The following is a 25,837-nucleotide window of genomic DNA, read 5'->3' as shown; positions in this document are numbered from 1 at the left end:
TCACCTTATAAATGTTCACCTGTTTACACCTTAGCACGCGCTTTGAGCAACAAGGCTACATAATCACACTTTACCCTAAAAATAACAACAACCCAATGATTACTAAGACTTTTGAACAAAACCTTTTAAAGGTACAATGACAGCAAAGTAGCGTAGCCCAGTTACTTTTCGGAATCTCAATTGTAAAACAAAGGAAAAATAATGAAAAAGCTCATTGCCAGCGCAGTTGTGGCGATCACGCTCAGTGGATGTACATCCGTTAACATCACCAGTTATGTTGACCCAAAGTTTAGTTCTGTCAAATACGCCAGTGTTCTGGTAGATGCTAACCTGCAAGACTTCGCCATGAAATCAACCTTGGAGACAGCGGTATGTGACCAGTTTGCTAAAAAGTTCAATGAAGTCACTTGCCTGAAAGCTACAGACCACTTCCCGCCAACACGCCAATACACACAGCAAGAGTGGCGCATTCAATTTGAAGACTCAGGCGCACAAGCCAGATTACAGATAGAGCTACTATCCGAGGAAAAGACGGCCGTAACCAGCACCACAGTGAGTACCTCGCCGCTTGGTTATAATCGCTTCAACTCGAACACAACCACGAATATTGAAAACAAGTTTCAAATTACCATGATTGATAAGGGCGATCAGGCCGTTGCAATGACGGCAACTGGTGTACTTAAAGCGCAGGAAACAATTTTTGCCGGAAACGAAGCCTATATGCGCGCTCTGGCAAAGGAGCTCACTAAAGAGCTCGCTAAAAAGCAGTTGATTGAAACACGCCAGGCGAGTGCCGGCAAATCAGGGTTATAAACAACCAATCTGTTTAACAGCCCTGTTTATATGCGACCCGAGCGCATTGAGCCAGCATTGGTCCACAATGCTGGCATCACTGCAAAGCTCAACCATCAGGCCAGCTTCTTGAGAGCGAACAAAGCGGATCTGCAACCAGTGATAGCGCTGTTCAAAAGCAAATACCTGCTCGTCTGTCAGCCAGTTTTGCCCGCTCAAACCAAACCTTGGCTGAGTAAACACTTGCTGCTCGGGTACTTCGCTCAGATCCGCAAAAGCGACGGATATTCTGGGCGCCTGGGTTTGAGCAAGCGCTTTAAACGCCTGATCTTTACTGAACATACTAAGCCAGCCATAGCTATGCCCGCCCACAGGATAAACGGCTAAATCCGCTTGTGTTTGCGCAAGCTGTGCGCCGGACTGCGCACCACCGTGCAACAGCAACGGCGCACTGTGAGCAAACCAGCCTACCGCCTGACCCACTTCCACCGAGATCCCACACTCGCTGTTTGTAAAAGGCTGTCTGCCATTATTTTCCAGCGCAACCGTCACTGCGCTGTCACCGCTACACTGAGCGTAACTACTTGCCAGAGCAGCCAACACTAAAGCTTGCAGTGATGAGCCCAGGGACGCCAGGCGCGGTAATAACGTGGCCAGTTGCGCAGCGCTGGCTAACTGCATCTGACTATGGACCGGCTTTTTGCTGTTTAGCACCGCCAGTTTACGCTCCGCCTCCTGACAAAATGCCCCACGGGTGTTCAGCGCATCCCACCAGTAGTTCAGGTCGGCATCAAAGTGACCGGCCATGACCGCGTTATGACATTGTCGTTGCCAGTGCAGCAGGGCCCAGTCTCTTTGCCTGTCGAAATGCAGAGGAGCGCTGAGCAAGCTTTCCAGGTCACTACTGAGCACCTGCAAGCTGATATCATCAACTAGCAAGTGGCTTATCCCTATCGCGACTATATGACCGTAGCGGCTGCGATAACTGGCGATGGTTACTAATTGCTCTTGCAATGAAGACTCAGCCAGACAAGATTTAAATGCCTCCCGGGCTTGATGTTTAAAATCTGCAAAGCTGGCTACGCTCAGCTCAACACTCAGGTGTAAAGCCCCTTTACTGATCTGCTGCGTCATCTGCCTGGGGTTAAAACGCAGCCGCAAAGCGGGATATTTCAGCAGTAAAATACGCGCAGCCTGATGGACTTTCTCGCAATTTAGCTGCTGTTGGGTGAACAACATAGTGCACACTTGCCAGCGCGCTATCCCCTGGATATGGATCATCGCCAGCTTGTTTGGTAAAGCATAACTCAGCAATTCTTGCTCAAAGCCTAGCGTCGCATTAGCGCAAGACGACGGGGCTAACTGAGAAAGCGGCACATCACTGAGCAACTGACTTAACGACACCGCCCAGCCGTGTTGTCTGGCACGGGTTTGCAGCATCAATGCCTTTAAAGAATCCCCGCCTTGCGATTTATACCCTTTGTCACTGTCCAGCTCGGCTAGCGTCACATTCAGGCTCTGTGCAATTAGCTCAAGCAATGTCGCCACCTGCTGGCATTGCGCCAGCCTCAGCTCGGCAACGCGCTTTAAAGCTGGCTTATCAATTTTACCAATCGCAGTGGTTGGCAGCTGCGTGTAATAAAAAAACTGCGCTGGCAACATATAGGCCGGTAACGCCTCGCTTAGCATTTTGCGCAGCGCGGTCGTATCGGTATCATTGAGGTCGCCCGCTATAAAAGCAATCAGCTGAGTGCCAACACACAATACCGCCGAGCTGCGAATACCCGGGTACTGATCTAGCACGGCTTCAATGCCTTCTAACTCAATCCGGTGGCCAAGCAGGTTAACCTGATTGTCCAGTCGCCCAAGATAGGTGATCAGCCCCTGCTCATCCCGACATACCAGGTCGCCACTACGATAAAAGCGCTGAGTCCTGCCAAGGCGCGCCATAGAAATAAACTGCTGGGCTGTTTTTTGCGGCTCTGCCAGATATTCCAGCGCCACCCCTTCACCACCGATCAGTAACTCACCTTGTCTGGCCGGTCTGCCCTGCTCGTCCACAATCAGCAAGATACTGCCCGCCGAAGGCCTGCCAATAGGCACCCGACTGCGCTTTAAATCCGTCCGGGTTACCTGATGTAAGCAGGAGGTCACTGTGGCTTCAGATGGGCCATATTCGTTGTATAACGCAATGTGTTCAAACAAATTAAGTCTGTCCCATTGACGTACTATGTTGTGACTGAACTCTTCACCGCCAAGGATCACCGTACTCAGGTCCATGCTCGACAGCCAGTCACGGGCTTTGGGATCTGCCAAAAAGTTCGCCATCAAGCTGGGGGGCACATCAATATGGGTGATTGCCTGCGAGATGCAGACTTTTGCAAACTCGGCTGGATCAAGCACTGAACCTTGTGTGAAACACACACAAGCTCCGGCCGAGAGAAACATCAATAATTGCTGCAAAAAGGCGTCTGTTGAGCTGGATAAAATACATAAGGCACGATTGCCCGGTGTCAGCTGGTATTGTTGCTGAGCAGCCTGGATCTGCTGAGCCAGGCTGTGCCGTGAAATCGCGATGCCCTTTGGCTGGCCTGTGCTGCCGGAGGTATACACATGGTAGGCAACGCGCGTAGTCTCATCCTGATTGTCTGTCGATACGTCACAAGTCGCCGATGCATCATCAGCCAAAACGCAATCCAGCTCGACTCGACAACTGGGCCCACCCAAACCTGGGTCATCCTGGCTATAAAGTACAACGCGCGCCTGGCTGCGTGCCAACATATGCTGCTTGCGTGTAGCAGGAAAATGCACGTCCAGACAGACAAAAGTACCGCCAAGCAACAGTACGCTGATTATCCCCACGGCACTTAAGCGCGGATCATCGCCATACACAGCAACACAATCATTTGGCTGAATTCCCAGGTCGCGCAGCTGCTTAACACATCCCATCACTTGCCCGCGCAGTTCGCCATAGCTAAAGGTCCAGCTATCGCCCTGAAGTGCCACAGCCTGACTCGGCTGATTCAGGATACTGGCGACCATATCGGCCACGTTGACTGCACTCATGCCGACTCCTTGTGGGGTGCCAGCCCGGTAAAGCCATTGACACCGACCAGCATGTTACTCCAATGTGTCAGCTCCTGACCTTCCATCCAGGGCTCACCATTATCAAAAGTGTATTTGCGGGTAAACGCCAGCCCGGGCCTGCTGTGTTCAACCAGCTCGTCATGAAAGGTGGCCACCAGCAGAGCGACCTGAGCATTTGGGCACACTTGCTCAAGCGTCGCTTTTAATTGCAGCGTGTTAGCCAGGATCTCGTCCGGCGTTTCAAACTGCCAGTCGGCATTTTCTTCCAGTGCCACACTTAAAAAGAACAGCACACTGTCAAGCTCGGCCAGTTCAGAAAAGAAGCGATTGCAAATACCATCAAACTTCTCACGAAATGCGGGATACTCACGCACCAGATCATGATTTTCAACCGCAAAGTCATGGGCAGAAAGGTATCCCGCTGAGCGATCGGCGTACTTTCGGTACTCTTTGCAATCAGGTTCATAAGGCTCAAGGTTCTCCAGTAAGAGTACCTCTTTGCACCGCGTTTTCAGTGCCTTGTCGAGATCGGCCACAGAACGACCACCGATCCAGTCAAATGGTCCACGCCGACAGCCCAACTCCAGTTGACGAGTCAAATGACGGGGCCGGCAATCCATGCCCAGACTGTGTACTCGGCTATACTGACCCGCAATAAAAGGGTTGCCGGTTTGGGCTACAAAGTGACTACTCATGCGCACGCTCCTTTACCTTGTAGTTTGTTCAGACAAACTCGTCCTATCACCCGCCACCAGGTTGGCACTTCCAGCAGTACGCGTGCAAATGGGATAAGACACAACTTCAGCTTATGGTAGGGAATGGTGCGAAACTCGTCGCTGGCTTTGCTGTACAACCAAAAGGTTTCAACAAAGCCCAGTGCCGTCCACGCCAAAACCAGGGCCACGCCGACAGTACTACTGATGAGAAATGCCAGCAGTAAGATCAGCGGCATTAATAAAAAAATGCTCACTGAAATCATATCGATCCGATGGCGCAGTCCTAATACGGTTTTCTCTGCCATCTGGTTGCGATAAAACGCCGCTTTATGCAGCGCGACCTCCACAAACCCCTGCGACCAGCGCCGACGTTGATGCAGTAAAGCACTGAAGGTTTGGGGCGGCTGTGTCAGTGCCTCGATCTGAGGTGCATAAAATACCGTATAGCCCAGCTCCAGACCCAGCAAACACGTCTCCCTGTCTTCACCGCTGCGCAGCCCGCTGTGCCGGGACAACAGGTCCTCTATGATTGGCCGTTTATACAAGCAGCCCGCACCCGGCATAATAGGCACACTGCCCTCATTTTTACTGAACTGATAACTCGCTCGCTCCAGCGCATATTCCAGCATCTGAAACTGCACCGCGGGCGTGTTACCGGCTGTAGGGCGCATACTGAAATAGCAACCCATTGCAGTGGCGTCCGCCGCTAACTTGTTGTGTGTATCAGGCAGGTTATCCAGGCCCTGAAGCTCAGTGTCAAAGTCGGTAAAAATGATGTACTGATGAGACAAAGCTTGGATCACAGTGTAAAGCGCCCCAATCTTTTGGCCGTTTGGCGTCACCCGGCTGAGGCTGAGATGTGTTAGCTGCTCTGTATTCGCCGAGAAGGGTTGATCGGTAGAGCCATCATCAATCAGGATAATATCAAGTTCGGGATGACGAGCTGCCAACCCATCAAAATAAGCCAGTCGCTCGGCAAAGTGTAATTTATCACCCGCTTCATTGTAAAACGGCACCAATATTGCCGTCGTTTGCGTTGTCACCCTCGGTGCCAACCAGGTTAACTGATAATCTTTCATAGCAAGCTCCTTAGTGGGATTTAACCAGCGACAACGACTGTGCCGGATAGGGATGAAGCTGACCATCACGCATCAGGTAATGACAGTCACAACAATCAAAGTACGCCTCATCATGGGTGATCACGAACAAGGTTTTACCCATGGCCTTCAATGTCGGTAGCCACTGACGGTAAAACACCTGACGACTTTCGGGGTCGATGTTGGCAGCAAATTCATCCAACACCAGAATAGGACGCTCTTCCATCAAGGCCTGCACCAGGGCCAGGCGCTTCATCTGGCCTGTCGACAAGCGGGTATTGGTAAAGCGGCCGTCACGAAACTGCACTTTGTCGCTCAACGCCAGCTTGTCCAGCCATTGATTGATCAACGCCTCATGCATCGGCTGACCATAACGATTGGCAAAGACCACACTGTCCGCCGAGATGCCGGAAAACAATTGGCGATAAGCCAATAGCTGAGCATCATCCAGCAGGGTATTATCAAGCCAGACTTGGCCGCTTCGCGGCGCATACAAGCCACTGAGTAAGCGCATAAAGGTGGTTTTCCCGGAGCCATTACCGCCAGATATAAACACGATATCTCCCTGATTAACTTCCAGATTAATCGGCCCCACAGTGAACCCTTGCTGGTACTCAAACATTAACTTGTGGAGCGTCAGCCGATGCGAAAACGACACGTTAGATGGCGCAACACTCTGCTCCCCGGCTTCACTGGCCAGTTGCTTGATTTCAGACAGCTTTTGTTGCGAAACCTGGAGCTGACTAAGCACCCGGAACAACTCCATACTGCTGTGGAACGGGCTCACCATAAACAAAGTGATGATCACAAAACTGATACTCTGCTGGGGCGATAAGGCAAACCACAGCGGCGCAACAAATACTGCCACGGCAGCCAATAGATAAAGTGCGGCCATCAACATCAGCTGATTATGCGCAAAACGACATTCCGCCATGATTTTATTGTGCTGGACCGCAGTCGCATCCCGGGTCAGATGTTCCTGATACAGCGAGTCATTGCGCACAGCATTTTGCTTCACTTCCCTGATCCCCATCAGCAGATCGTGCAAGTGTGTAAAGAAGCTGTCCTCAGCCTCTCGCGCACGTTCATATCCCTGATGAATGCGGGCAAAGCGTAAGCAATAGACCGTCACTGCAAGCGCTATCAGACCCAGTGCAAGTAATGCCCCCATAGGGGCAATCACAAACATGTAAATCAGTGCCGCTATCACGGTAAATAGGTGTCCCACACTTAACGCGACGAACTGATTAAGCTGGCTAAGTGTGTTGGCATCATAAGCAATCGCAGAGAGGATCCGCTCCTGGCCAAATTGCTCAATCATCTGTAACCGGGCGTGACGCACCGCATCAAGAATATCCAACCGCACAGTCTTGATAGTGGTTTCGGTCAGTCGGATCACACTACGCTGAAAGGTCAGCTGCACCACCACAAAACCCATGAATGCCACTGAAAACCACACAGCGCCCTGAGCCAGGCTGGCCGAATTGCTGCTATCCAGTTGCAGTGCCATGGTGAAGGTATGTAGGATCAAAATGGTGGTGCAAGCGCTTAAGCTGCTCAATAAAACCAGTTTGAGTGACAGCACCTGCCACAAGGCTCTGCACTTTTCTATCATGCCTGTCCTCCCAGACTGCGGGCATACAAACGCGGTGAAAGCTGCCATAACACGCCACCGAGCAACAACGAGCCGTAATACCGCAGATAACCATGAGTGCGGAACTTACGCTCGTTGTGAACAAAGTGGCTTTGACTAAGCCACACATAATGTCCCCCCTCGCGCTGGCAACGCACACCCAGATCGGTGTCTTCGCCACGCAATAAACGTGTGTTGAAGCCACCAACGGTTTTAAACAAGTCAGCCGAAACAAAACAATTGCCGCCCATGCTCTGGTGACGCTGGTTAAAACGGTTGATATCCGTCGCGACAAAACGACCAAGCCAGTGACCACTGTCGCTCTTCAGTGGCGCCGTACCATACACAGCCCTGTGACTGTCTTTGGCAAGCTGAGCAATCTGCGCTGGTAGTTGTGCACTGCACACGGTATCAGCGTCGAGAAACAACAACATGCTGCCACTTGCCTGTGCAGCGCCATAATTACGCGCCGCTGCGGCACTGCCTGCCAAGATAGTAAATACCTGCTCAGTATAGGCCCGCGCCACCTGCACGGTTGCATCCGAGCAGGTATCACAGACCACGATCAGCTCGGCATCCAGAGGCAATTGCTCTACCAGTAACGGTAAAGTAACCGCTAACGTTTTTGCTTCATTATGAGCAGGCAAGATCACGGACAACATACGCACCTCTAGAGTAAAAAGTTATGCGCGTCGGGACACGCATTGAGCACCTTTAGGCTTTGCTCACGCATCGTCTTAGCAGCACGCTGGTATGGCTCAGAAGCAATGAGCTCCTCAATTGGGGTATCGAGCACATTACCAAATACCAGATCGGGGAACTGCTTGGTCATCACCAGCTTGCCACCAATATCAACATCCAGTTTCACACCCATTTTGAGATAATGTGCCCGTGCTGGCATTTTGCCGCGATAGTACTGTCGGATTTCATCCGCATCGTAATCCGGCCCGAACAACACCGGGATCTGTGCCGGATAGGCACGCAATGTGTCTATAGTGTCGATGACGTGTTCAATGTAATCCGGGCGAAAATCCCCCATATCAAACCCGGTATAGGAATTAGGCACAGTGTCGAAGTCTTCACAAAAGCGGTGGTATTCGCTGCGCGCCATCATGTCCACGACCCACAGATGGTTGTAGATCATCCAGTCAACACCGGCCTGTTCGCACTCATTAAGTAACTCAGTCGCCCGGTCCAGGTTTTTGGCCATCATGGTATTTTCTACCCCGATCAGCCACTGCTTGCCCTCTTTTTTACCGTCAGCCAGTAACTTAATACCGGCCATGGTTTTGTTATAGGTGCCTTTACCCCGGATCGAGTCATGGATGTCTTTCGGTCCGTCGATGGAAATCAAAAAGGCCAGCTGATCGTGATACTTACTCAATACCTCAAAGTGGCGCTTAATCATCAGGCCATTCGTACAGATATAAATAAAGCATCCGGCTTCAGCCAGGCGGCTGAGAAACTTAGGAAAGTCAGGATGTAAAGTGGGCTCTCCCCCGGTCAGTATGATGTCGCAGCGCTGACGCTCCACAAAATCAAACAAATGACCGCTCTGCTCATAAGGGATGGCCGTGGGATCCAGGCCATGGTGAAAGCCTGTTTCACGCCACTGAAAGCACTGTTCACAGCGCAAATTACAACTGCTGGTCATTTTAATGACCAGCTTACAGATGTTATCTGCTTCGATTTTTCCGCTCGCTGCATAGCGTCTGAGGGCGTTGGCCACTCGCTCGGTGCTGGCCTGATGGTGGGCGGTAAACCCTGGGTTTCTGGCCATGAAATTCTGATGTGCCTGCGGTAATTCGCTGACCGCCAGTTGCGTGGCTTTCTTAGTCCACATAATCGACTCCTACAATATTATTTGCTACTTGCGAGTAAATGATGACAAATCTGGTTTGATGCATTGGCGTTCACTAAAGTGGCAGCCTTCATAATGGTCTGGCTGCGCAGTGATGCCGATGTCTGTATCTGGCTGAGCAAGTCACTGAGCTGCTGATCATTGCACGCGTTTAGTGCCGCGCCCTGAGCGACAAACACCGCTCGATTGTGTTGCTCTTGCCCGGGTAAAGCGCCATGAATGATCAGGCAGGTATTGGCCAGGGCCGCTTCGGTCAGGGTCAGACCACCGGCTTTCGTAATTATGATGTCCGCCTGGGCGTAGTAAGGCTGCATATCCGATACAAACCCGGCCAGTTGCAACTGATGTTGGGCTGTTTCTTGTTCAAAACGAGCCCGTAGTTGCTGTTGTAAAGTCTCGTTCTGGCCGCAAATGACCGTTACCGTACCAGATGGATTCTGAGCCAATAACAACGCCACTGTTGAAGCCGAAATGCCCAACCCCCAGCCGCCGCCACAGAGTAAAATGTTCAGAGCAGCCTCGCTTTTCTTCGCGGTATCTTTGCCTGTCACCGTTAAGTCCTGAGCTACCTCTGTCGGGATCCCCAGCGGCAATATGTCGGTCCCTCTGGCGCGATGCCAGTCCAGCACAGGATGACTGTACTGATGAGAAACAAACAATTGAGTTAACGGCGTCCGCCAGCCATTAGAGATTTGATAATCACCCAGCACACCACTGACTTCGACCTTATGCCCAGCAAGTCTGGCAAAATAACGCGCGAAAAATGCACCGTAATAACTACAGGCGACCACTTGGTTATGGCGACGCAGCACCGCCTTCGCTTCTTGCAGCTTGTCATTGCCTTTAAGCGCCAGCCACAGCGGTAACAGTCGGTAAAGAAACGGGTAAAACCAGCGGCTTGCATATAACTTACTGTGATGTTGCTTGCCCGACATGCACCACTGGTAATACTGACCAAATAGCAAGTCGGACAGCCACTGCGGCAACAGATCGGACACTGACAACAGCTCAACGGCTTTGCCTTGTTTGCGAAAACCGCTCGCCAGAGCCTCTGCCAGTGCTCGTGAACCCGCGCCAGACTCCACATATAACAGGAGCATGCTACTGAACCCGCTCAAGAGGACGCGTGGTGTTGAGCCACAAAGCTCTTACTTCAGCCAACTCCAGTTTCATCACCACCATATCCTGTTGCGGACCATAGAAGCTTTCGAAACGACCCAAAGAGGTAAACTGTAAAGAATGATAGATATTGAGAATATTAGACTGCGTGGTGTCAGCAAACACCTCGATATACAGCTCTTCATAGCTGGTTTCTTCCAGCAAGACCTTGAGGGTATCCAACAACATTGCCATTTTAACCAAAGGCGAGACATCCTGATCGGCCACAAACCAGCCACCCCAGACAATGCTTTTTGGGTCCCATAAGCGATAATGATAACCGGACATGCCAACCAGCTGTTCGCCTTGTTTAAAGCACCAGTAGTGACGACCATTGTCTATCCCCGCCGCCAGACAACGACGATGAAATTCAATCGTGCGTATGGTGTCTTCGTTCAGTCCATCCACCATTGCATGCTCGATAAATTCGAGTTGCTCATCACCAAATGACACCGCTGTCTTTTCAAGGCGCTGATGATGCATAAAGCGCTCGGTACGGCGCATTTTTTGTACCAAAAGTTCTGCTCTGCGATCTTTAAATTGCTGTTCCATATCCGGCTACCCATTGTGTTGCTTTGCTTTGATGCCCTGCAAGTTATTATAAGTATTGGATAAAATCGCTTATGGAAAAGTGATGAATGGTTATGAGAGCACTATGAAGACTGAGCAATGGTTATTCTAGCTGATGATAAAACAGGCCGTTTTAAAGCCATTAACATGGTGCTTTTTGCTTAACATTGGGCTGTAAACCCCGCCTTATTTCTGAGCGGGAAAAGTACGATTTTTTGTGTTATTTTGAGCGGCAGTTATGCAAACAAAGAGGCCTATAGTGCCGATAAACAAACTGCTATATTCTCTGCTGATACCACTCATTTTGTCTTTAATAGCATGTACTTCACCCCCTTCAACGCTCGTTGAATGGCCAGATGGCAAATTGTTGTTATCAGAAGAGCCAGCTTCATTCAGCGGCGAAGTGGGACAACGAACATTCCAGGCGACTATCTCTGCACTGTGGCATGAAGGCGCACACTGGTATGTTATTTATGCCTGCAGCGCTTATGAGCAAAACACGGACACAGAGCGTTTTTCTGTCGGCGAAGTGACATCTGAGTCGGCACCCATCGGCACACCTATCACGCTTGATTGTGGCTTAGGGGTTACGTTGACTGTACGGCAGTGACTTTTTAGAGAAACTATCTTGCAATAGATGGAAAGAGGAAAGGCGATACCACGCAATACGTCATCAACCAAGTCGTCTGAAACAAGATCCCGTGTCGAGCACGGGATGACGGGTGAAAAGGGCCAGGTTTGTGGTGTGTTCTGAGAAATTAAAAGCGTCTGCGCTTTGTAATCATACACCTGCCAGGGCTGAGATCAGACACATTGCATTTATGCCATCTCACTTGCGTCATACCGGCCTTGTGCTGTCTGCTGTTATGCTTGGGTAAATACCTTATCAACCAAGCCATCTGAAGCAAGATCCCGTGTCGAGCACGGGATGACGGATGCAAAGGGAGTGGTTTGCGATTCGCTTTAAGAGATTCTAAGCGTCTGGGTTTCGTAGCCAAGCTCCAATCAGAACGGGCAACAGCCTATCGTGCAACATCTCGCCGCCATAACGGGAAAGAACCCGCGAGCAAAACAAATACAAAGCACCAAACAGGTCATATCACCGCTTTGGACACACCACTTTCTCTGCCTTCAGATGATACATTTCAATATCCGGATGACTGAAAAACCCAACTTCCCAGGGGTTTTTAGAGATAAATAACTCTCTCACTTCATTAAACAAAGCACTGTTGGTGGCTATTTGGTGCACCCGCCCGGTGATAATGGAGTAGTTCCATTCAACATAGTTTTCAAAGGTAAAACTGGCACGATTGTCGATGGCAAAATAGCACTGATTATCGCGTTTCATCAGGCTGGATTTAAAGGTCTGTGGCAGGGTGATAAAAAAGATATCGTCATCAGTACTGGATAAAAACGCCATCACAGTAGTGTGTGGTTGCGACTGTGCTTTGGTGATCAGCACGCCAACTTTGTTGTCGTGCTCTTCTTCGTCCATAGCAGGCGTTGCAGTTAAAGGTGTGCAGGGTAAGGGGTTTTGCACACGCGGATCTTCCGGGAATTCATACCCCGGCGCACGATATTCCTGCGCAACCGAAATCCCGTAATACACCTGATACTCCACAGCCGACAGGGTGACGTCGGTCTCGTTCAGGGCGGTTACCCGGCCTTTGTACGATAAACGATAAACACTCAACTCGGCGTCATATTCGCTGACCCCGGTGCGGTTATCCAGATGCACCGTGACCTGGTCGCCAACACGCAAGGCGTGACTTTCTCTGAGCTGGAGCAAAAGCTGGTTGTCATCATTTATTTGTGCAAAACAGATAAAGACATCAATGCCGCCCAGATGGGTCTGGTAAGCCGACGCAACGGCAATCACAGGTGATGGAATAAACTGATTTAAAGACGACATAACACTCCCTTGAAACTGGGTTAGCAAGCAAAATCGAACACTTTAACTCTAGCATATACACATCGCAGGGTACGCTATACATCGCGCACAACCATTCTTATTTACAGAACGATAGTGACGATATTCGCTCATTTTATTCTTTTTAGAGAAGCATTAGAGTAGCACTATCACAGTTTAGGAGCATCATCATTATGCCATCAATTCGTCGCGGCTCAGAGCGGGGCCAGGTTAATCTGGGCTGGTTACAAAGCCTGCATACTTTTTCATTTGGTCACTATTACGACCCAGAGCATATGGGATTTTCCGTATTACGCGTTATCAACGACGATACGGTGGCACCCGGTATGGGATTTGATACCCACGGGCATCGCGACATGGAGATTATTTCATATGTGCTGCAGGGTGCATTGGAGCACAAAGACAGTAAAGGCAATCATCACATTATTCCAGCCGGTGAGGTGCAACTGATGAGTGCAGGTACCGGGATCGCACATTCCGAGTACAATTATTTTGCCACAGAGCCAACCCGCTTTTTACAGATCTGGATCCGCCCAGGCTCAAAAGGGCTGAGCCCAGGTTACGCGCAAGCCAAAATCAAACAAGAGGGTCCACTTACCCCACTTGCAACCCCCGATGGCCAGTACGGCTCACTGGTCATTCATCAGGATGCCAGCCTGTATCGCCTTAAGCTCTCAGAAGGTGAAACTTACACACTGAACGCAGATAATCGCTGGGGCTATCTACACCTAGTTGAAGGTTCAGCCCAAACGGCTGAAATATGGCTAAAACCGGGCGATGCTATGGGCCTGACAGCACAAGAGTCCGCCACTGTGACGGCAACAGCGCCACTTGAGGCATTGTGGTTTGAGCTCCCACCGGGCTGAATTTCAATACAGTATAAGACGGGTCTGCGGCTCAACGGGCTCAGCGCTCAATACTGGTTTCCGAGTACAAAAAAGCCATGCACAGTCGAACAGGCATGGCTTTGCTATGGGCAGTAGTGTCACAGCTACGTCCCGCATTCAAACAGGGGGAATTAAGTCTTTTCCTCCAGAGGCGTTGCACCTTCCTGCAAGCGCAAAAAATCATCAATGTCTTTGATGGACGCAGAAGGCGAAAGCAGCCGCAAAGGCACCTCATACTCAGAGTGTAAGAAGAACTTAAACCCTTCATATTCGTACGTTTGGCTAAATAGCTCAGCCAAAGTGTCGGCCTTATTTAGCGCAAAGGCTTGCCCCGATGGCCATTGGTGCGCAAGGATATCAGCCACACTTTGATATTGTTTGTAGTCATTCCAGTTGTGGTCTTGCATTTTCAACATCTTTACAACCTTACGCACCACAGGCGCTATCAAGCTCAAAGCACTGGTAAGGCCAAAGAAAAAGAACTTATGCCAGGTGGGTACCTGCATCAGACCGACCCGGCGGATCATCGCCTTGGCCGCCTCAGGGTCTTTACCTGGCCCGCTCAACCTAAATTGCGCGGCGACTAAGCTGCCATGATAAAAGTTGAAGATCAGCCTGGGGTCTGGCAGCAAGTGATACCATTTGGGCTCTACGCCCAGCGTCCGCGCCAGCTCACCGGTAAATCGGTAATAACGCACATTTTCTGAACGGCCTGGTTCCAGACAAAACTGCTCCCGACATTCCTGCTGATACTCATCTATACGCCGTTGCAGAGTGTGTGAATCAGCCAGCTCAGTTTTACCCGCCAAAACCCGGGCATATAAGCGTGCCTGTAACTCGGCAATGGTCGGAACACCGCCAACATCCGGGCGGGTAAATCCAATCCAGACTAAGCTGTCTCGCAATGTCGGGTGGATCATGTGCAAAAAATTAGAGCGGATATTCTTCGCTGCATCTTGTGCTGCGCTGTGGTGGATCATGTCAAACTGCGTTTCATAGCCGGTTGACATCATCACATCGGTACATTCAATAAATTGCCCATCGTGCAGATAAACACCATTTTCGGCAAAACGCTTTACAGAGAACAAATGCAGCTGGGTTTGCCCGGTTTCCAGATCCTGCAACCAGATATCATTCTTGTTACTGAATTCGCCGTGCAGGCCGTATTTAACCAGAAACTTCCACATCCAGAATGCGCTTAAAGGTCGCTGACGTTTTTGCTCGTTGACCTTCAGCCCTTTATTCATAATGCGTTTTTTCAGCGTGGCCTCAAAAAGCGAATGGTTGACCAAAAAAGAGTAATGCGCAGCTCGTGTGGTTCTGGAGTCGCCGGTATCGCCCAGAATAACCCGGGCAATAATGCTCTTGGGGCGCTTAACCACCAGGTGAGTTTCTTGCGCAACTTGCGCAATTTGGTGCACTACATCAGAGCCAGACTCTCCCAGTCCCAGGCAGACCACCTTTTTGCCCTTAAATTTTGACGCTTCTTTGAAATCAAAACTATGGTGAATGGTCCCCTTAAACTGCTCCATGTTAGGAACAGAGGGCAATAATGGGTTACGAAACTTGCCACTACAAACCGCGACAGAATCAAATAACTCGTCTTTGCGTTCACCGTTTTTAAGATAAGTCACTCGCCATTTTTGTGTGCCAACTGGCTCAACAGACTCAATGACAGTGTTAAATCGGATGAACTTTCTCAGTCTGAAATGCTCAGTAAAATCTTGCAGATACTCGATATATTCACTGGCAGTCCAGTATTTGCGATTCTTCTCTCTTGGCGCAAATGAGGAAAACGCCATGAAAAAGTTAGACACCGTCAGGTGGATGTCGTTATAGATCCCGCCTTCGTTTTCTTTGTTATAAAAGGCGCCACCAATGTCGTCGCTGCGCTCAAAACACACCACAGTGTGACTTTGATCTATCAGCTCTTTGGTGGTTACCAGGCCAGATAAGCCCGCACCAATGACCGCAACGCGCTTCATCGGGTGGCTTGGTGCCTGCATAGCTTGTGAATTCATCACATCGTCTCCCACTCGGTTAGATTGGGTAAATTATCGAATCAGGTAATACTTCCGCGTCTATGATGCAAAGCCGCTTTGAAAATTGCAGCGTACCGTCTGGTGCGATACTCAGGCTGTCCTGACTTTCGCTGGTCAGCAACAAAGTGGAAGGCTCTCCCTGTCGGGATTCAGTGACCATAAAGCTGCTCACCACTTCCAGTGCATGTTCACTTTGGTGCGTGATCTCTATGCTGCCCGCAAACCGGCGTTGCAATCGATCACGGAACCAAACGGCTTTTTGCAGGCCCAGGGCTCTGTCTATCAACATTTTTTTGCCTTCACAAAACACGTTGTAAACCAGCATACCCTCCTCAAAGTTGGCTCGATTGGTCACTAAGTAACTGGCATCTTCAGTAAAGAAATCTGGCCACTGGGTCAACATTTGCTGGTCGAGTTGGGCGTGATAGCGCTGGTAAAATTCGCGAACAGAGCGCTCCAGCAACAGGGTTTTCAACATTTCTTCCATGCTCACAGCTCCATCACCTGACGATAGTAGTTATAGAACCCACGGATCGCTGATTCCGACACCATATGATCGCAATCTGACGTGCCTTCTCCGTATTCAATGGCGCATTCAAACTGAGATTGCTGCTGTAAACCCACTTGACAGGAAGCCAAAATTTCATTGTCATCTATGGTGACCAGGCCCGACGCTCCCAGTAAATTGGCCTGTTTAACACGTCGTGCAGTCAGTGCTGGGTCTTCGTCTTCATACGCAAAGAAAGTCCAGGTTTTTACACATTTATCCTGGCTAACCGGCTCCACATGACGCATAACCAAACAGTTCAACTGTTGCAGAAAAATCAGATTTGGCCAGATAGTCATGACTGCGCCAGTCGCATGAGAAAACTCGGCCTCATGGGCTATCAAACTCGGATCAAGTAATGAAAACTCCGAATCAACTTCTTCTGAGTGAGTCTGCTGCTTACTGAATGTGGCAGTAGAAGCCAGCACACTATGCATGCCCTTGTCCTCAACCACAATCTCGGTCTCCTGATCCGACCGCCAGATCCCAAACAGGGTGAAAAATGAGTGCAAAATAGCCGCATGCACGGTGTCTTTGACATTTTCAATCTGCAGCTTCCAGTTGCCGGCAACAACGTGCTTGTGCTTGCCAATCACCTTTAAGGGACGGCCATCACAGACTCGGTCAAAGTAACGCAAAACTTTGGGGCCCAGATAGGTCTCAAGCGGCACCATGTCGTTACTAAAGCTGGCAAACACCACACCGTGGCGCTCACATACATTTAGCTGTTTCAAACCATGATTTTGCGGATCAAACTGCGCCGACATTCCCCCTTTTCCTTTCACTCCCTGGCTCAAAGGTACGCCCACCAGGCGGCCTTCCAGGTTGAAACGCCATTCGTGATATGGGCAGGTAAACAGCTTGTTGTTACCTTTACGCTTCTCACATAACCGCGCGCCACGATGAGTACAGCGATTAACAAAAACGCGAATAGCCCCTTTTCGGTCTCTGGACACAATCACACCGACATTGCCTACCGAGCTCAGGATATAATCGCCCGGCTCGGGCACCTCACAGCTTAACGCCACATAGTTCCAGGAATTGGCGAAAAATATGTTATCCAGCTCACGCTGAAAGTTATCCTTGTCGGTATAAATGTGCTGGGGAAGCCTGCGCACACCCGCGTCAGGCCATCCGTGGAACTCACTCATGATTCAAGCTCAGCAGCCGGTTGCTTAGTTGCCTGCGCTGCGTTGCTGTTTGATTGCCGCTCTGAGCCATACACTACTAAATCGGCGATCCGGCTCATCACCGACATCAGCATGGACCAACCCTGCTCCTGAATTTCAAGCAAACCTTCTGCCTCATGCAGGCTGGGTGTCTGGCGGCGCACAAAATCATAGCCCATTTTGACGTGTTCATGGTCGCCGTCATCATGCTCATGGAAATGGCGAGCGTGCTGTGTTTGTGACATCACAGGCGCAACATGCTTGTAGAATACGGTGGCTGAGGCTTCAACCACCAGGTGGATCAATACCAACTTTTGCATATCAGACAAGCGGTTTAAAATACTGCAGAACCAGCTGCTGGTCGCTTCAAGAACCGGGTCAAAAATGCGCGCACTTGAATCCCGGCTGGCAGCCAAGTCCATATTGTGGCCAAACTCTTCGATCAGATGGTCCCAGGCCAGCTCCAGGTGTGCCCCATCAGCACTGGTCAGATAACGGTTGAACACCATTTTCTGGAAGTGATTTGACCACACCTGAAAACAATCCAGGAAACGATTTCTTGTCTCTGAGTCTGTTAGCAGCCCTTTATTTACCAGCGCAAACAAGCGATGTTTATCGAAACGATCTTTGAAAATTTCGTTCTTCTGGAACAGTTTATCGACTATGGTATCGGCGTGTTTTAACTCGTAGTTTTCGTCCTCGTGGAACGTCGCCCAGGGGTCGGCGATGTCTTCATATAATCCACGGGAATCGAATTGTAATGACAAGCCCCAAAAACCGGTGGGCTCTGCGCCGATGAACCCATGAGGGCGACCAGGTGGAACCAGCAGTGCATCCCCCGCGCCCATGTCTGTTTCTACATCACCAAGTGTAGACGCACCGCCTTCACAAATTAAGATCATCGATTCCACAGGGTGGATATGCTCATCCAACTGCTCACCAGCTTCCAGTCTGACCCAGGCCATCGAAATGCGGTTATCCTTTGGCAAAAACTCGGTCAGCCCTTCATGTTTGGTGAAGTCTTTAACGTGGCCTAACCAGTGCTCAACACCGTTAACCTCGATAGTGCGGATAGACGGAATATCATCGCGCTTTACCAGTGAAACTAATTTACTCTCAGACATGCTCATTCCTTAGGTATCTTATTTTTCTACAACTTGTAGTGATTTCAAAAATTTAATAACGCTCTTCTGCTCAGAAAGCGGTAACAGCGAAAAGTGGTCACGGCTTTGACGTGCTTCACCACCGTGGTACAAAATGGCCTCAGTAATGGTCGTAATATCACCCCGGTGACCATAAGGCGCTGAACTGCCCACATCCCATAGCTTTCTGGTAATAAAGAACTCGCTCCCCGGGCGGCCATCTTGTGACGGGCGAGCCTGATCGAGTGTCTCATTACAGAAAAAGCGAATGGCATCTTCACGCTCCACCGGATCACATAAGTTGTGGCGCTTCAGGTCGGTATAGGCCCATACAGTGGCACTGCCATCTGGGTTTTTCTTCAACCTAGGCTTAGGACCTTGCTTGGTCATATCCCAGCGCACTGAGCGACTGGTATCACGGAAAGTATGAGACGCATTGAGCGGGCTGGGTTCAGAGAACACGGGCGTATCCAGCTTAAGTGCCGGTACGTGGCAGCTGTTACAGCCAATCTCGTTAAACTTGCGCTTACCAAGGCGCACGGCTTTGCGCTCAGCACGGGCGCGCGGCATCACCTGAACCGGCACAGGTAAGCTGGCCTGATATACCGATAATGCCGTGATGTCACCGACCGATAGCTCTCTTTCCACACCATCTTCATCGTGATCTTTATCGAACCCTTTGCCCGGGTTTAAATCAAAGCGTTCTTCTGCCTGCATGCCGTGGTGATGGTTCATTGCATCGACGGTAAAGTGGCGCAAAGTGGCAATGTTGCCCGACTGGTTAAATGGGCGGACCATCAAATCCGTGTTAATGCCTTCACTTTCCACCACCAATCCGCCTTCCTTGCGGATATCGAAGGACACTCCTTTTGAAACTAATGTGTGTTCCCCGTCAGGCAGGGCTTCGGCTTGAGCGCGCAGATCATAGGTCATTTCACGGGCCACCATTTCAATGGCACCCGCACCATGCATGCCCGGTGTGTTCCTTTCGTTACTAAACTGATTAGACACGGACTCTGTCACCGGGTCTAAACGCTGTGCCAGAATGAAAGCGTTGACCACAAACTCGCCTGATCCACCTATGACCGGCTGAGAGTGACACCCGGCACAGGAATTCGTTTCAGGTGATGAGGTACGAATAAAAGCAGGCTGATCCGGCGCGCGTTTCACGCCACCCCCAGTCGTTGCCGGACGACCCTGACCATCACATTTATTAAACTTGGCAACGAAAAGATCGCGCCCCATTTTATGGATCTGCTTTAAAGTTGCCTTACCATTTGCAATATCATCATGTTCAATATGCTTTTTAATCGCCCCTTCTTCCGGATAATCCGCCGGACAAGCGGCCTCTACTGATGCACTTATCACACCAGACAAAACCAATGGCACGGCCATCAACAGGTGACGGTCAATTAGTGTATTTACTCTATTTTTTGTGCGTATGTAGCTGTTCATGGCCCCTCCAATTACATACAATGCGGGTTTATTTTTCTGGTAATGTGCGATAGCCGGGCAGCTGCTCGAAACGTGTAGCCCAGTCAAGTACGCGCGGAAAATCGCTCAGGCTTGGCTCGAGTTTGATAACCAAAGCGATGTAGCTGTATAGCGCAATATCCGCAAGGGTGGCGTGTGAGCCTGCCAGCCATGGCTGCTGCTCCAGCTGTTTGCTCATAAGAGAAAACAACTTAATAGTCAGCTGCATAGCTTGTTCTTCGTTGCCTGGTTTACCCAGTACCCGGATCCCTCTTAACGCGACGGGACCCGTACACAATTCGCCCGCAGAGAGCGCAAACCAGCGCTGGATTTCTACCTGGGTTGGCAGATCATCTGGGTACCAGATTCGCTGTTGGTCGTATTGTTGAGCAAGGTAAAACAAGATAGCGTGGGAGTCGGTGATCGTTTTGTCTGCATCGACCAGCACAGGTATCTTGCCGGCCGGGTTAAGACGCAAAAATGATTCAGACAAATGTGCTTTAGATTTTAAGTCGATAGTCAAAGTCTCTATGTCTAACCCTAACATTGATGCAAGAGTGAGGACCTTGTGACTGTGCCCTGACATCGGGTGATAGTACAGCTGAATATTACTCATGATAGCAACCTAGTGCTCCCTATATTGGTGACATGCGGAGCATTAGACATTAAAATTTTCATAGAATAAACATACAAAACGAGAACACTGATCACACAAAATGAAAACAAAAGGACCTAACTTGTGGACACTATAGAAGGCTTTAGAGCAGTTATCGCGGTGGCTGAAACCGGTTCATTTACGGCAGCAGCCCTGCGACTGGGTATTTCAAAGTCCGTTGTCAGTAAATACGTCAATGCAGTTGAAAATCAACATGCCACCAAGATATTTAACCGCTCAACCAGAAAGGTTTCTATGACCCGGGCAGGGCGACATTTTTATCATGGTATCGTCCACGTATTGAACGAATATACCTCACTGGTGGATCAGGTCAGTGAAGAAAGTACCAAATGTACAGGCCTGCTCAGGATCACCACCTCGGTGACTTTCGCAGAGCAAGTGCTGGCGCCTAAACTACCTAAGTTTATGTCTTTATATCCTGATATCCAGCTGGATTTAGAACTGAATAACCGTAAAGTCGATTTGGTCGAAGAGAGTTTCGATCTGGCAATCCGCGTAGGATCCACCGAAGTTCAGGACTTTGTGGCAACGCAAATATGCCAGTTTCCGATGGTGTTGTGCGCAACACCTGAGTACATACAACAACACGGTCAACCCGAGTGCGTCAGAGATCTCAAGACTCATGTCTGGCTCATCGACAAGAAAATGCCAATTAACGACTGGGTAGATGACAAAGATACCGAGCAGTGGGATGCCCTGTTTACATCCGCACCAATTTCAGTCAACAGCCCGAACATCTTAAAAACCCTGGTCAAGTCTGGCGCCGGGGTTGCATTGATCCCTAAATTTTTGGTCGAGCAGGAGCTGGCAGAAGGTACACTGATTCAGTTAATGAAAGGCGCAATTAAACAACCATTAAATGTGCATGTTATTTACCCAGAGAATAAGTATATTCCAGAAAAGTCGCGCGTTTTTATCAACTTTTTGAAACAACAATATGGCGAGAATCCCGTCGTTCCGCAGACACAAGGGAACAGCTTGCTCAACGCCTTAGTATAGTCACCCAAGATATAGCGGTCAGAACTCGTGAAGACTGAAAACAGCTCAGGTGAGCATATCATCGCGCACCTGCTCTGGAATCAAAGCTGTGCTTGCAATGCTGGCTTATCATCTCTATGAAACACCGGATCTTAGCAGGCACATACCCTCCGGGTCGGTACAAGGCGTGGATAGGAAATCCTTCCAGCTGATAGTCAGGTAGCAGAGCCACCAGCTCACCTGTATTCAGCGCTTCTTCAAAAGCCCAACGCGGGCCAAGGTGCACCCCTTTACCGGCCAAAACCAGCTGTCGAACTGCAGACACGCTGTTAACTGTAAAGCCCCCTGACACTTTGACTCGTGATGTTGTGTCACCTTTTTTTATACTTACCTGACTGTTTGCCTGAGCGCGTGAATAGAATACAAACTGGCACCGACTCAGCCCGGATGGGTCCGTTACCCCATCAATCTGCTCCAGATAATCGGGGCTGGCGACCAAGACCCGCTCAGCTACACCCAAGCCTTTGCAGATCAGTCCGGAATCAGGCAACACACCAACGCGCACCGCCACATCAATACCGCTTGCAGTCAAATCTTCAAAATGGCTGCCCAGTAACAACTCGACTTTAAGGTCAGCATAAGCGGCCCGCATCTTGTTCAGTACAGGTACAACAAACTGAGTACCAAAATCAACTGGCGCAGCTACCGTCAGGGTTCCGCTGGGCCTATCCTGCAATCCCCGCAGGCGATTTTCCAATTCAGCCTGCTGCTCAGCGATGTGCTTTAAGCCCTGAAAATAGACCAAACCAGCTTCAGTTGGCTGAGAGCGCACCGTCGAGCGATGGATCAGCTTAACACCCAGATGCTGCTCTAACGCAGCCACTTTACGACTCACCGATGAGGGATCGGTGTTAAGTTGTTCGGCAGCGCCTTTCAGGCTGCCCGCTTCAATCACCTTTAAAAAGGTCAGTTCATTTGCGTTCATTGCTTTTTGCATATTTTGCAATTAATGAATGAAAATTTATGGCATACCTGAATTAAACGCAAGCGACTAAGCTTACTCTCGTCAACTAATCCAACAGGAGTAAATATTATGCCCACCTCAAGCACGCAATTAGACTTAACAGACAAAGTGGCGATTGTGACTGGTTCTGCCCGTAATATGGGCCGTGCTTTTGCTATTTCGCTGGCCAAGCGCGGCGCAAATATTGTCGTACATTATCACAGTGATGCATCGCGCCAAGACGCTGAGCAGACCGCTGCCGAGATCACTCAAATCGGCGGAAAGTCACTGTTAGTTCAGGGCGATTTAACTCAGGAGAGTCAGGTTCAGTCGCTATATAGCCAAACTCTGGAAGCCTTTGGCCGGGTTGATATTGTGATTAACAACGCCGGAAAAGTGCTGAAAAAAGCCATCGCAGATATCTCGGAGCAAGAGTATGACCAGCTTTTTGCAACCAATACCAAAGCACCGTTTTTAATGATGAAACACGCAGCCCGGCATATTCAGGAGCAAGGTCGCATTATCAATATGGGCACCTCTTTGCTGGGGGCATTTACCGGTCTGTACGGTGCCTATGCCGGTGCCAAAGCCCCGCTGGAACACCTTACCCGCGCGCTGGCAAAAGAAATTGGCAGCCGTGGCGTCACGGTCAATGTCGTTGCACCAGGTCCAATAGATACGGCCTTTTTTCATGGCGAAGAAAATGCCCAGTCGGTGGCTTATCTGAGTTCAGCCAGTGTGCTGAATCGCCTGGGCCATATTGATGACGTGGTGCCTATGGTCGACTTTCTCGTCAGTGAAGAGGCACGCTGGATCACCGGTCAGACGTTATTCGTCAATGGTGGATTCGTTACCCGTTAAAATCGGTATGACCAGCTCAGGCGCAAGTTCCGCGGCGCCTGAATGTACTTAACGGGAGACACGCCCCGGGCGTTGCCATGGTAGTAAGTCTTATCGAAGAGGTTTTCGATATACACGCCCAGGGTGCTGTTACCTTGTGTGTAGGTCAGATTGGCATTGAACGTCGTCCAGGCGGGTATGGTGACGACCTCAGTGCCGCTTTGTTCAAACCGGTTTGCCTCAGTCAGGGACTCATCCCAATGATCTACAAAAGCAGCTATCTGCCAGTGCTGATCTAAGGTGTAACCCAGCCCCAGTTTGACCTTATATTTTGGTACATCGAGCACTACAGACTGACCGGCAGCCAGGGTTTTGTCCGGTGAGATATAACGCAGCGCCAGCTGCCCATGCCAGCGCTGAGCGTGCCAGCGTAACTGGTTTTCCCAGCCAGACACCCGGTGCTCGCCAGCCACCACAGTGCGCCAAATCTGAGTATTGGGGTCCTGCACTTTTTGATAGAAATTCTTCGCCTGCATGCTATACAAAGCTGAGATATTGGCAAATTCAACCCCGCGCCAGCGAAACTTACTGCTCCAGTTGAGCTCATACATCTGCATAGTTTGCGATTCAATTTCGTCGTCAACGACCAGGTCGAATTCAAAAATCGTGGGCGGACGAAACGCCTTGCCGTAGGTTAGTTTGAGTGCCTGATCTGGGTTTGGCTGATAAACCATGCTAATGCGGGGCAGCCAGCTGGCATTAGTATAATCCTGACGATTGTACCTGAGTCCGGCGTTAATCTTGAGGGTACGCGCTCCAAAGCGCCACAGCTTTGCATACTGGCCAAACACGGCGTGTTTGTCAGAGCGCTCTTTATCTGTCGGCCACGAGTCGGGGGTCACCAGCTTTACCCTCTCGGCGGTTTGCCGGTATTTGACCTTGCGGCCGATTTCGGTGCGCCAGCCATCGTAACCCAAGATCCAATCCTGATCAGAGCCCGCCTGATAGTGCCATTGGGTATTGAGCCGTATTCTGTCCGACGGCCCGATATCTTCCCGCTCGGTATATAAAGCCAGCTCTTCATAGCGGGTAGCCTGCTCAGGGTTATCCACGCTGAGACGGTATTTTTCTTTATACTCTCTGAAATAACTCAGCTCAATATTGCCCGACCAATTTGCTGAGGATTGCACATCTTTACCGAGATAATAGCTACTGTAGCCACGATAGGCGTCGTCCCCGGTCATGTAATCAAATGCCACGGCCTCGATGCCACTGACGTTTGTGGTGCGGGTAAGGTTATTACCAAAATAAAACCAGGGGGTGCTCAGGCGGCTGTCCAGGGTAATGTTTTTCTCGCGGTTGCGAAAATCATCGGGGTTGTGATTTCTTAGTGGATCTTTGCTGTTGCGACTGAATGCGTGATCATTAACCAGAAATTCACGTATTTCACGATAGTCCTGGTCGCTTGCAAAATAGCTGGCCGACACCGCCAGCTCTACTTCCCCCTGTTGATAATGAAACAGGCCATGGCCATGGCGCGTCCCCACCTCACCGGCCAATAGCGTCACTTCGTTCACTCCCGTATCCAGGCGGGTAATCACATTGATCACCCCTTGGGTTGCATTACCGCCATAAAGGGTAGAATTTGGCCCCTGTAATATCTCTACCCGTTCGATTCTGGCACTCGGAAAGTTATTCATAATAAAGGCTTCGTTGGCCAGCAAGTTTTGCACTTCACGGCCGTCTATCAGCATCAAAGTACCCGACATGTTCCCGGTAAAGCCTCTCTGACCGCCCGGCAGCCAGGCCCATTGATAGAAATAGTCCATGTTGGGAACAGAGGCGAGGATCTCTTTTAAGTCGCGCCAGCCGTAACGCTCAATATCCGAGCGACTGACCACATATACCGTGCCGGATGAGGCCAGCCAGCTTTCACTCTTACGCGCAGCCACGGTTACATCCTGAGCGAGTAACTCTTCAAATGACATCGCAAAAAGCGCGTCCCCCTCTTCTGCCTGTGCTAATGAAGTGTGCGATATCACGCAGATAAACAAAGAGGTAACTAATCGGGCCATATACTACTTACTTAACAAGAGATCTCTGGCAAGTATAGCTAAGCATTTTGACTTTTGAGTGAAACGGCCCCACATACATGCTGCCGTGGTGTGTTATTACAAGAAAGTTCGTTGCTAATCACTTACACAAGTGTCAGCACCTCGAAGTCGGGCGCCACTTG

22 protein-coding genes are annotated in these 25,837 nt (G+C 50.1%); 5 read left to right on the top strand and 17 right to left on the bottom strand.

The window, feature by feature from the left end; all coding sequences use genetic code 11:
• Positions 1-201 precede the first annotated feature (201 nt).
• Positions 202-813 carry a hypothetical protein gene (locus L1285_RS01870; RefSeq protein ID WP_235410753.1) on the top strand — a complete coding sequence of 204 codons (612 nt, stop codon included), beginning with the start codon at positions 202-204 and terminating at the stop codon, positions 811-813.
• On the opposite strand, the gene L1285_RS01865 is transcribed toward L1285_RS01870, so the two are convergent.
• The 8 genes from L1285_RS01865 to L1285_RS01830 are packed head-to-tail and all read right to left on the bottom strand — an operon-like array spanning position 808 to position 10,896.
• Positions 808-3,858, bottom strand: a complete 3,051-nt coding sequence (locus L1285_RS01865) for an amino acid adenylation domain-containing protein (RefSeq protein ID WP_235410752.1) — start codon at positions 3,856-3,858, stop codon at positions 808-810. The genes L1285_RS01870 and L1285_RS01865 overlap by 6 nt on opposite strands.
• Positions 3,855-4,574, bottom strand: a complete 720-nt coding sequence (locus L1285_RS01860; protein ID WP_235410751.1) for a DUF1796 family putative cysteine peptidase — start codon at positions 4,572-4,574, stop codon at positions 3,855-3,857. The genes L1285_RS01865 and L1285_RS01860 overlap by 4 nt, the downstream gene beginning before the upstream one ends.
• Entirely contained in the window at positions 4,571-5,674 is a 1,104-nt protein-coding gene (locus L1285_RS01855) for a glycosyltransferase (RefSeq protein WP_235410750.1), read from the bottom strand. Before L1285_RS01855 ends, L1285_RS01860 begins: the two co-directional genes overlap by 4 nt.
• 10 nt (positions 5,675-5,684) lie before the next feature.
• Entirely contained in the window at positions 5,685-7,307 is a 1,623-nt protein-coding gene (locus tag L1285_RS01850; protein WP_235410749.1) for an ATP-binding cassette domain-containing protein, read from the bottom strand.
• Positions 7,304-7,987 (bottom strand): glycosyltransferase, encoded by a 684-nt coding sequence (locus L1285_RS01845; protein WP_235410748.1) that lies wholly within the window; start codon positions 7,985-7,987, stop codon positions 7,304-7,306. Before L1285_RS01845 ends, L1285_RS01850 begins: the two co-directional genes overlap by 4 nt.
• 8 nt (positions 7,988-7,995) lie before the next feature.
• On the bottom strand, positions 7,996-9,168 hold the full coding sequence (locus L1285_RS01840) for a radical SAM protein (RefSeq protein ID WP_235410747.1): 1,173 nt from the start codon (positions 9,166-9,168) through the stop codon (positions 7,996-7,998).
• 17 nt (positions 9,169-9,185) lie between these two features.
• Positions 9,186-10,286 (bottom strand): glycosyltransferase, encoded by a 1,101-nt coding sequence (locus tag L1285_RS01835; protein WP_235410746.1) that lies wholly within the window; start codon positions 10,284-10,286, stop codon positions 9,186-9,188.
• A gap of 1 nt (position 10,287) precedes the next feature.
• Positions 10,288-10,896: a hypothetical protein gene (locus L1285_RS01830; RefSeq protein ID WP_235410745.1), complete on the bottom strand. Its 609-nt coding sequence runs from the start codon at positions 10,894-10,896 to the stop codon at positions 10,288-10,290.
• Between the two features lie 382 nt (positions 10,897-11,278).
• Here L1285_RS01830 and L1285_RS01825 point away from each other — a divergent pair, with 382 nt between their 5' ends.
• Positions 11,279-11,524: a hypothetical protein gene (locus L1285_RS01825; RefSeq protein ID WP_235410744.1), complete on the top strand. Its 246-nt coding sequence runs from the start codon at positions 11,279-11,281 to the stop codon at positions 11,522-11,524.
• Positions 11,525-12,013: 489 nt separating this feature from the next.
• On the opposite strand, the gene L1285_RS01820 is transcribed toward L1285_RS01825, so the two are convergent.
• Positions 12,014-12,826 (bottom strand): hypothetical protein, encoded by an 813-nt coding sequence (locus L1285_RS01820; RefSeq protein ID WP_235410743.1) that lies wholly within the window; start codon positions 12,824-12,826, stop codon positions 12,014-12,016.
• A gap of 191 nt (positions 12,827-13,017) precedes the next feature.
• On the opposite strand from L1285_RS01820, the gene L1285_RS01815 reads away from it, so the two are divergent.
• Complete coding sequence (locus L1285_RS01815; RefSeq protein ID WP_235410742.1) at positions 13,018-13,710, top strand: pirin family protein; 693 nt, start codon at positions 13,018-13,020, stop codon at positions 13,708-13,710.
• 152 nt (positions 13,711-13,862) lie between these two features.
• Here the strand turns inward: L1285_RS01815 and L1285_RS01810 are convergent, their stop codons facing one another.
• The 6 genes from L1285_RS01810 to L1285_RS01785 are packed head-to-tail and all read right to left on the bottom strand — an operon-like array spanning position 13,863 to position 20,720.
• Complete coding sequence (locus L1285_RS01810) at positions 13,863-15,752, bottom strand: NAD(P)-binding domain-containing protein (RefSeq protein ID WP_235410886.1); 1,890 nt, start codon at positions 15,750-15,752, stop codon at positions 13,863-13,865.
• A 19-nt stretch (positions 15,753-15,771) separates the two neighbouring features.
• On the bottom strand, positions 15,772-16,260 hold the full coding sequence (locus tag L1285_RS01805) for an aromatic-ring-hydroxylating dioxygenase subunit beta (RefSeq protein WP_046007143.1): 489 nt from the start codon (positions 16,258-16,260) through the stop codon (positions 15,772-15,774).
• Positions 16,261-16,262: 2 nt separating this feature from the next.
• On the bottom strand, positions 16,263-17,471 hold the full coding sequence (locus L1285_RS01800; RefSeq protein WP_235410741.1) for an aromatic ring-hydroxylating oxygenase subunit alpha: 1,209 nt from the start codon (positions 17,469-17,471) through the stop codon (positions 16,263-16,265).
• Positions 17,468-18,613, bottom strand: coding sequence for a cupin domain-containing protein (locus tag L1285_RS01795; protein WP_046007141.1), 1,146 nt, complete (start codon positions 18,611-18,613; stop codon positions 17,468-17,470). Before L1285_RS01795 ends, L1285_RS01800 begins: the two co-directional genes overlap by 4 nt.
• An 18-nt stretch (positions 18,614-18,631) precedes the next feature.
• Positions 18,632-20,086, bottom strand: coding sequence for a di-heme oxidoredictase family protein (locus tag L1285_RS01790; protein ID WP_235410740.1), 1,455 nt, complete (start codon positions 20,084-20,086; stop codon positions 18,632-18,634).
• Between the two features lie 28 nt (positions 20,087-20,114).
• Positions 20,115-20,720, bottom strand: coding sequence for a glutathione S-transferase family protein (locus tag L1285_RS01785; RefSeq protein ID WP_235410739.1), 606 nt, complete (start codon positions 20,718-20,720; stop codon positions 20,115-20,117).
• Between the two features lie 123 nt (positions 20,721-20,843).
• Between L1285_RS01785 and L1285_RS01780 the strand changes: the two genes are divergently transcribed.
• The gene (locus L1285_RS01780; protein WP_235410738.1) at positions 20,844-21,779 is read left to right on the top strand and encodes a LysR family transcriptional regulator; all 936 of its coding nucleotides are present in this window, start codon (positions 20,844-20,846) and stop codon (positions 21,777-21,779) included.
• 58 nt (positions 21,780-21,837) lie between these two features.
• Here L1285_RS01780 and L1285_RS01775 read toward each other — a convergent pair whose 3' ends face one another.
• Positions 21,838-22,743 carry a LysR family transcriptional regulator gene (locus L1285_RS01775; protein WP_235410737.1) on the bottom strand — a complete coding sequence of 302 codons (906 nt, stop codon included), beginning with the start codon at positions 22,741-22,743 and terminating at the stop codon, positions 21,838-21,840.
• 108 nt (positions 22,744-22,851) lie between these two features.
• On the opposite strand from L1285_RS01775, the gene L1285_RS01770 reads away from it, so the two are divergent.
• Positions 22,852-23,622, top strand: a complete 771-nt coding sequence (locus L1285_RS01770; RefSeq protein ID WP_235410736.1) for an SDR family oxidoreductase — start codon at positions 22,852-22,854, stop codon at positions 23,620-23,622.
• On the opposite strand, the gene L1285_RS01765 is transcribed toward L1285_RS01770, so the two are convergent.
• Positions 23,619-25,676, bottom strand: coding sequence for a TonB-dependent receptor (locus L1285_RS01765; RefSeq protein WP_235410735.1), 2,058 nt, complete (start codon positions 25,674-25,676; stop codon positions 23,619-23,621). The two genes, L1285_RS01770 and L1285_RS01765, sit on opposite strands and share 4 nt — an antisense overlap.
• Positions 25,677-25,837 lie beyond the last annotated feature (161 nt).

Origin of the sequence: Pseudoalteromonas sp. DL2-H2.2 (assembly GCF_021532535.1) — a bacterium.
GTDB classification, from domain to species: Bacteria; Pseudomonadota; Gammaproteobacteria; order Enterobacterales; family Alteromonadaceae; genus Pseudoalteromonas; species Pseudoalteromonas rubra_A.
The sequence above is the reverse complement of the archived record's forward strand: the minus strand, read 5'-3'. Positions and strand labels throughout refer to the sequence as shown.

What these genes read in the sequence shown, in the direction of transcription:
- L1285_RS01870 (WP_235410753.1), top strand. Translation starts at nt 202, where the DNA reads ATGAAAAAGCTCATTGCCAGCGCAGTTGTGGCGATCACGCTCAGTGGA.
- L1285_RS01865 (WP_235410752.1), bottom strand. Translation starts at nt 3,858, where the DNA reads ATGAGTGCAGTCAACGTGGCCGATATGGTCGCCAGTATCCTGAATCAG.
- L1285_RS01860 (WP_235410751.1), bottom strand. Translation starts at nt 4,574, where the DNA reads ATGAGTAGTCACTTTGTAGCCCAAACCGGCAACCCTTTTATTGCGGGT.
- L1285_RS01855 (WP_235410750.1), bottom strand. Translation starts at nt 5,674, where the DNA reads ATGAAAGATTATCAGTTAACCTGGTTGGCACCGAGGGTGACAACGCAA.
- L1285_RS01850 (WP_235410749.1), bottom strand. Translation starts at nt 7,307, where the DNA reads ATGATAGAAAAGTGCAGAGCCTTGTGGCAGGTGCTGTCACTCAAACTG.
- L1285_RS01845 (WP_235410748.1), bottom strand. Translation starts at nt 7,987, where the DNA reads ATGTTGTCCGTGATCTTGCCTGCTCATAATGAAGCAAAAACGTTAGCG.
- L1285_RS01840 (WP_235410747.1), bottom strand. Translation starts at nt 9,168, where the DNA reads ATGTGGACTAAGAAAGCCACGCAACTGGCGGTCAGCGAATTACCGCAG.
- L1285_RS01835 (WP_235410746.1), bottom strand. Translation starts at nt 10,286, where the DNA reads ATGCTCCTGTTATATGTGGAGTCTGGCGCGGGTTCACGAGCACTGGCA.
- L1285_RS01830 (WP_235410745.1), bottom strand. Translation starts at nt 10,896, where the DNA reads ATGGAACAGCAATTTAAAGATCGCAGAGCAGAACTTTTGGTACAAAAA.
- L1285_RS01820 (WP_235410743.1), bottom strand. Translation starts at nt 12,826, where the DNA reads ATGTCGTCTTTAAATCAGTTTATTCCATCACCTGTGATTGCCGTTGCG.
- L1285_RS01815 (WP_235410742.1), top strand. Translation starts at nt 13,018, where the DNA reads ATGCCATCAATTCGTCGCGGCTCAGAGCGGGGCCAGGTTAATCTGGGC.
- L1285_RS01810 (WP_235410886.1), bottom strand. Translation starts at nt 15,752, where the DNA reads ATGAATTCACAAGCTATGCAGGCACCAAGCCACCCGATGAAGCGCGTT.
- L1285_RS01805 (WP_046007143.1), bottom strand. Translation starts at nt 16,260, where the DNA reads ATGGAAGAAATGTTGAAAACCCTGTTGCTGGAGCGCTCTGTTCGCGAA.
- L1285_RS01800 (WP_235410741.1), bottom strand. Translation starts at nt 17,471, where the DNA reads ATGAGTGAGTTCCACGGATGGCCTGACGCGGGTGTGCGCAGGCTTCCC.
- L1285_RS01795 (WP_046007141.1), bottom strand. Translation starts at nt 18,613, where the DNA reads ATGTCTGAGAGTAAATTAGTTTCACTGGTAAAGCGCGATGATATTCCG.
- L1285_RS01790 (WP_235410740.1), bottom strand. Translation starts at nt 20,086, where the DNA reads ATGAACAGCTACATACGCACAAAAAATAGAGTAAATACACTAATTGAC.
- L1285_RS01785 (WP_235410739.1), bottom strand. Translation starts at nt 20,720, where the DNA reads ATGAGTAATATTCAGCTGTACTATCACCCGATGTCAGGGCACAGTCAC.
- L1285_RS01775 (WP_235410737.1), bottom strand. Translation starts at nt 22,743, where the DNA reads ATGAACGCAAATGAACTGACCTTTTTAAAGGTGATTGAAGCGGGCAGC.
- L1285_RS01770 (WP_235410736.1), top strand. Translation starts at nt 22,852, where the DNA reads ATGCCCACCTCAAGCACGCAATTAGACTTAACAGACAAAGTGGCGATT.
- L1285_RS01765 (WP_235410735.1), bottom strand. Translation starts at nt 25,676, where the DNA reads ATGGCCCGATTAGTTACCTCTTTGTTTATCTGCGTGATATCGCACACT.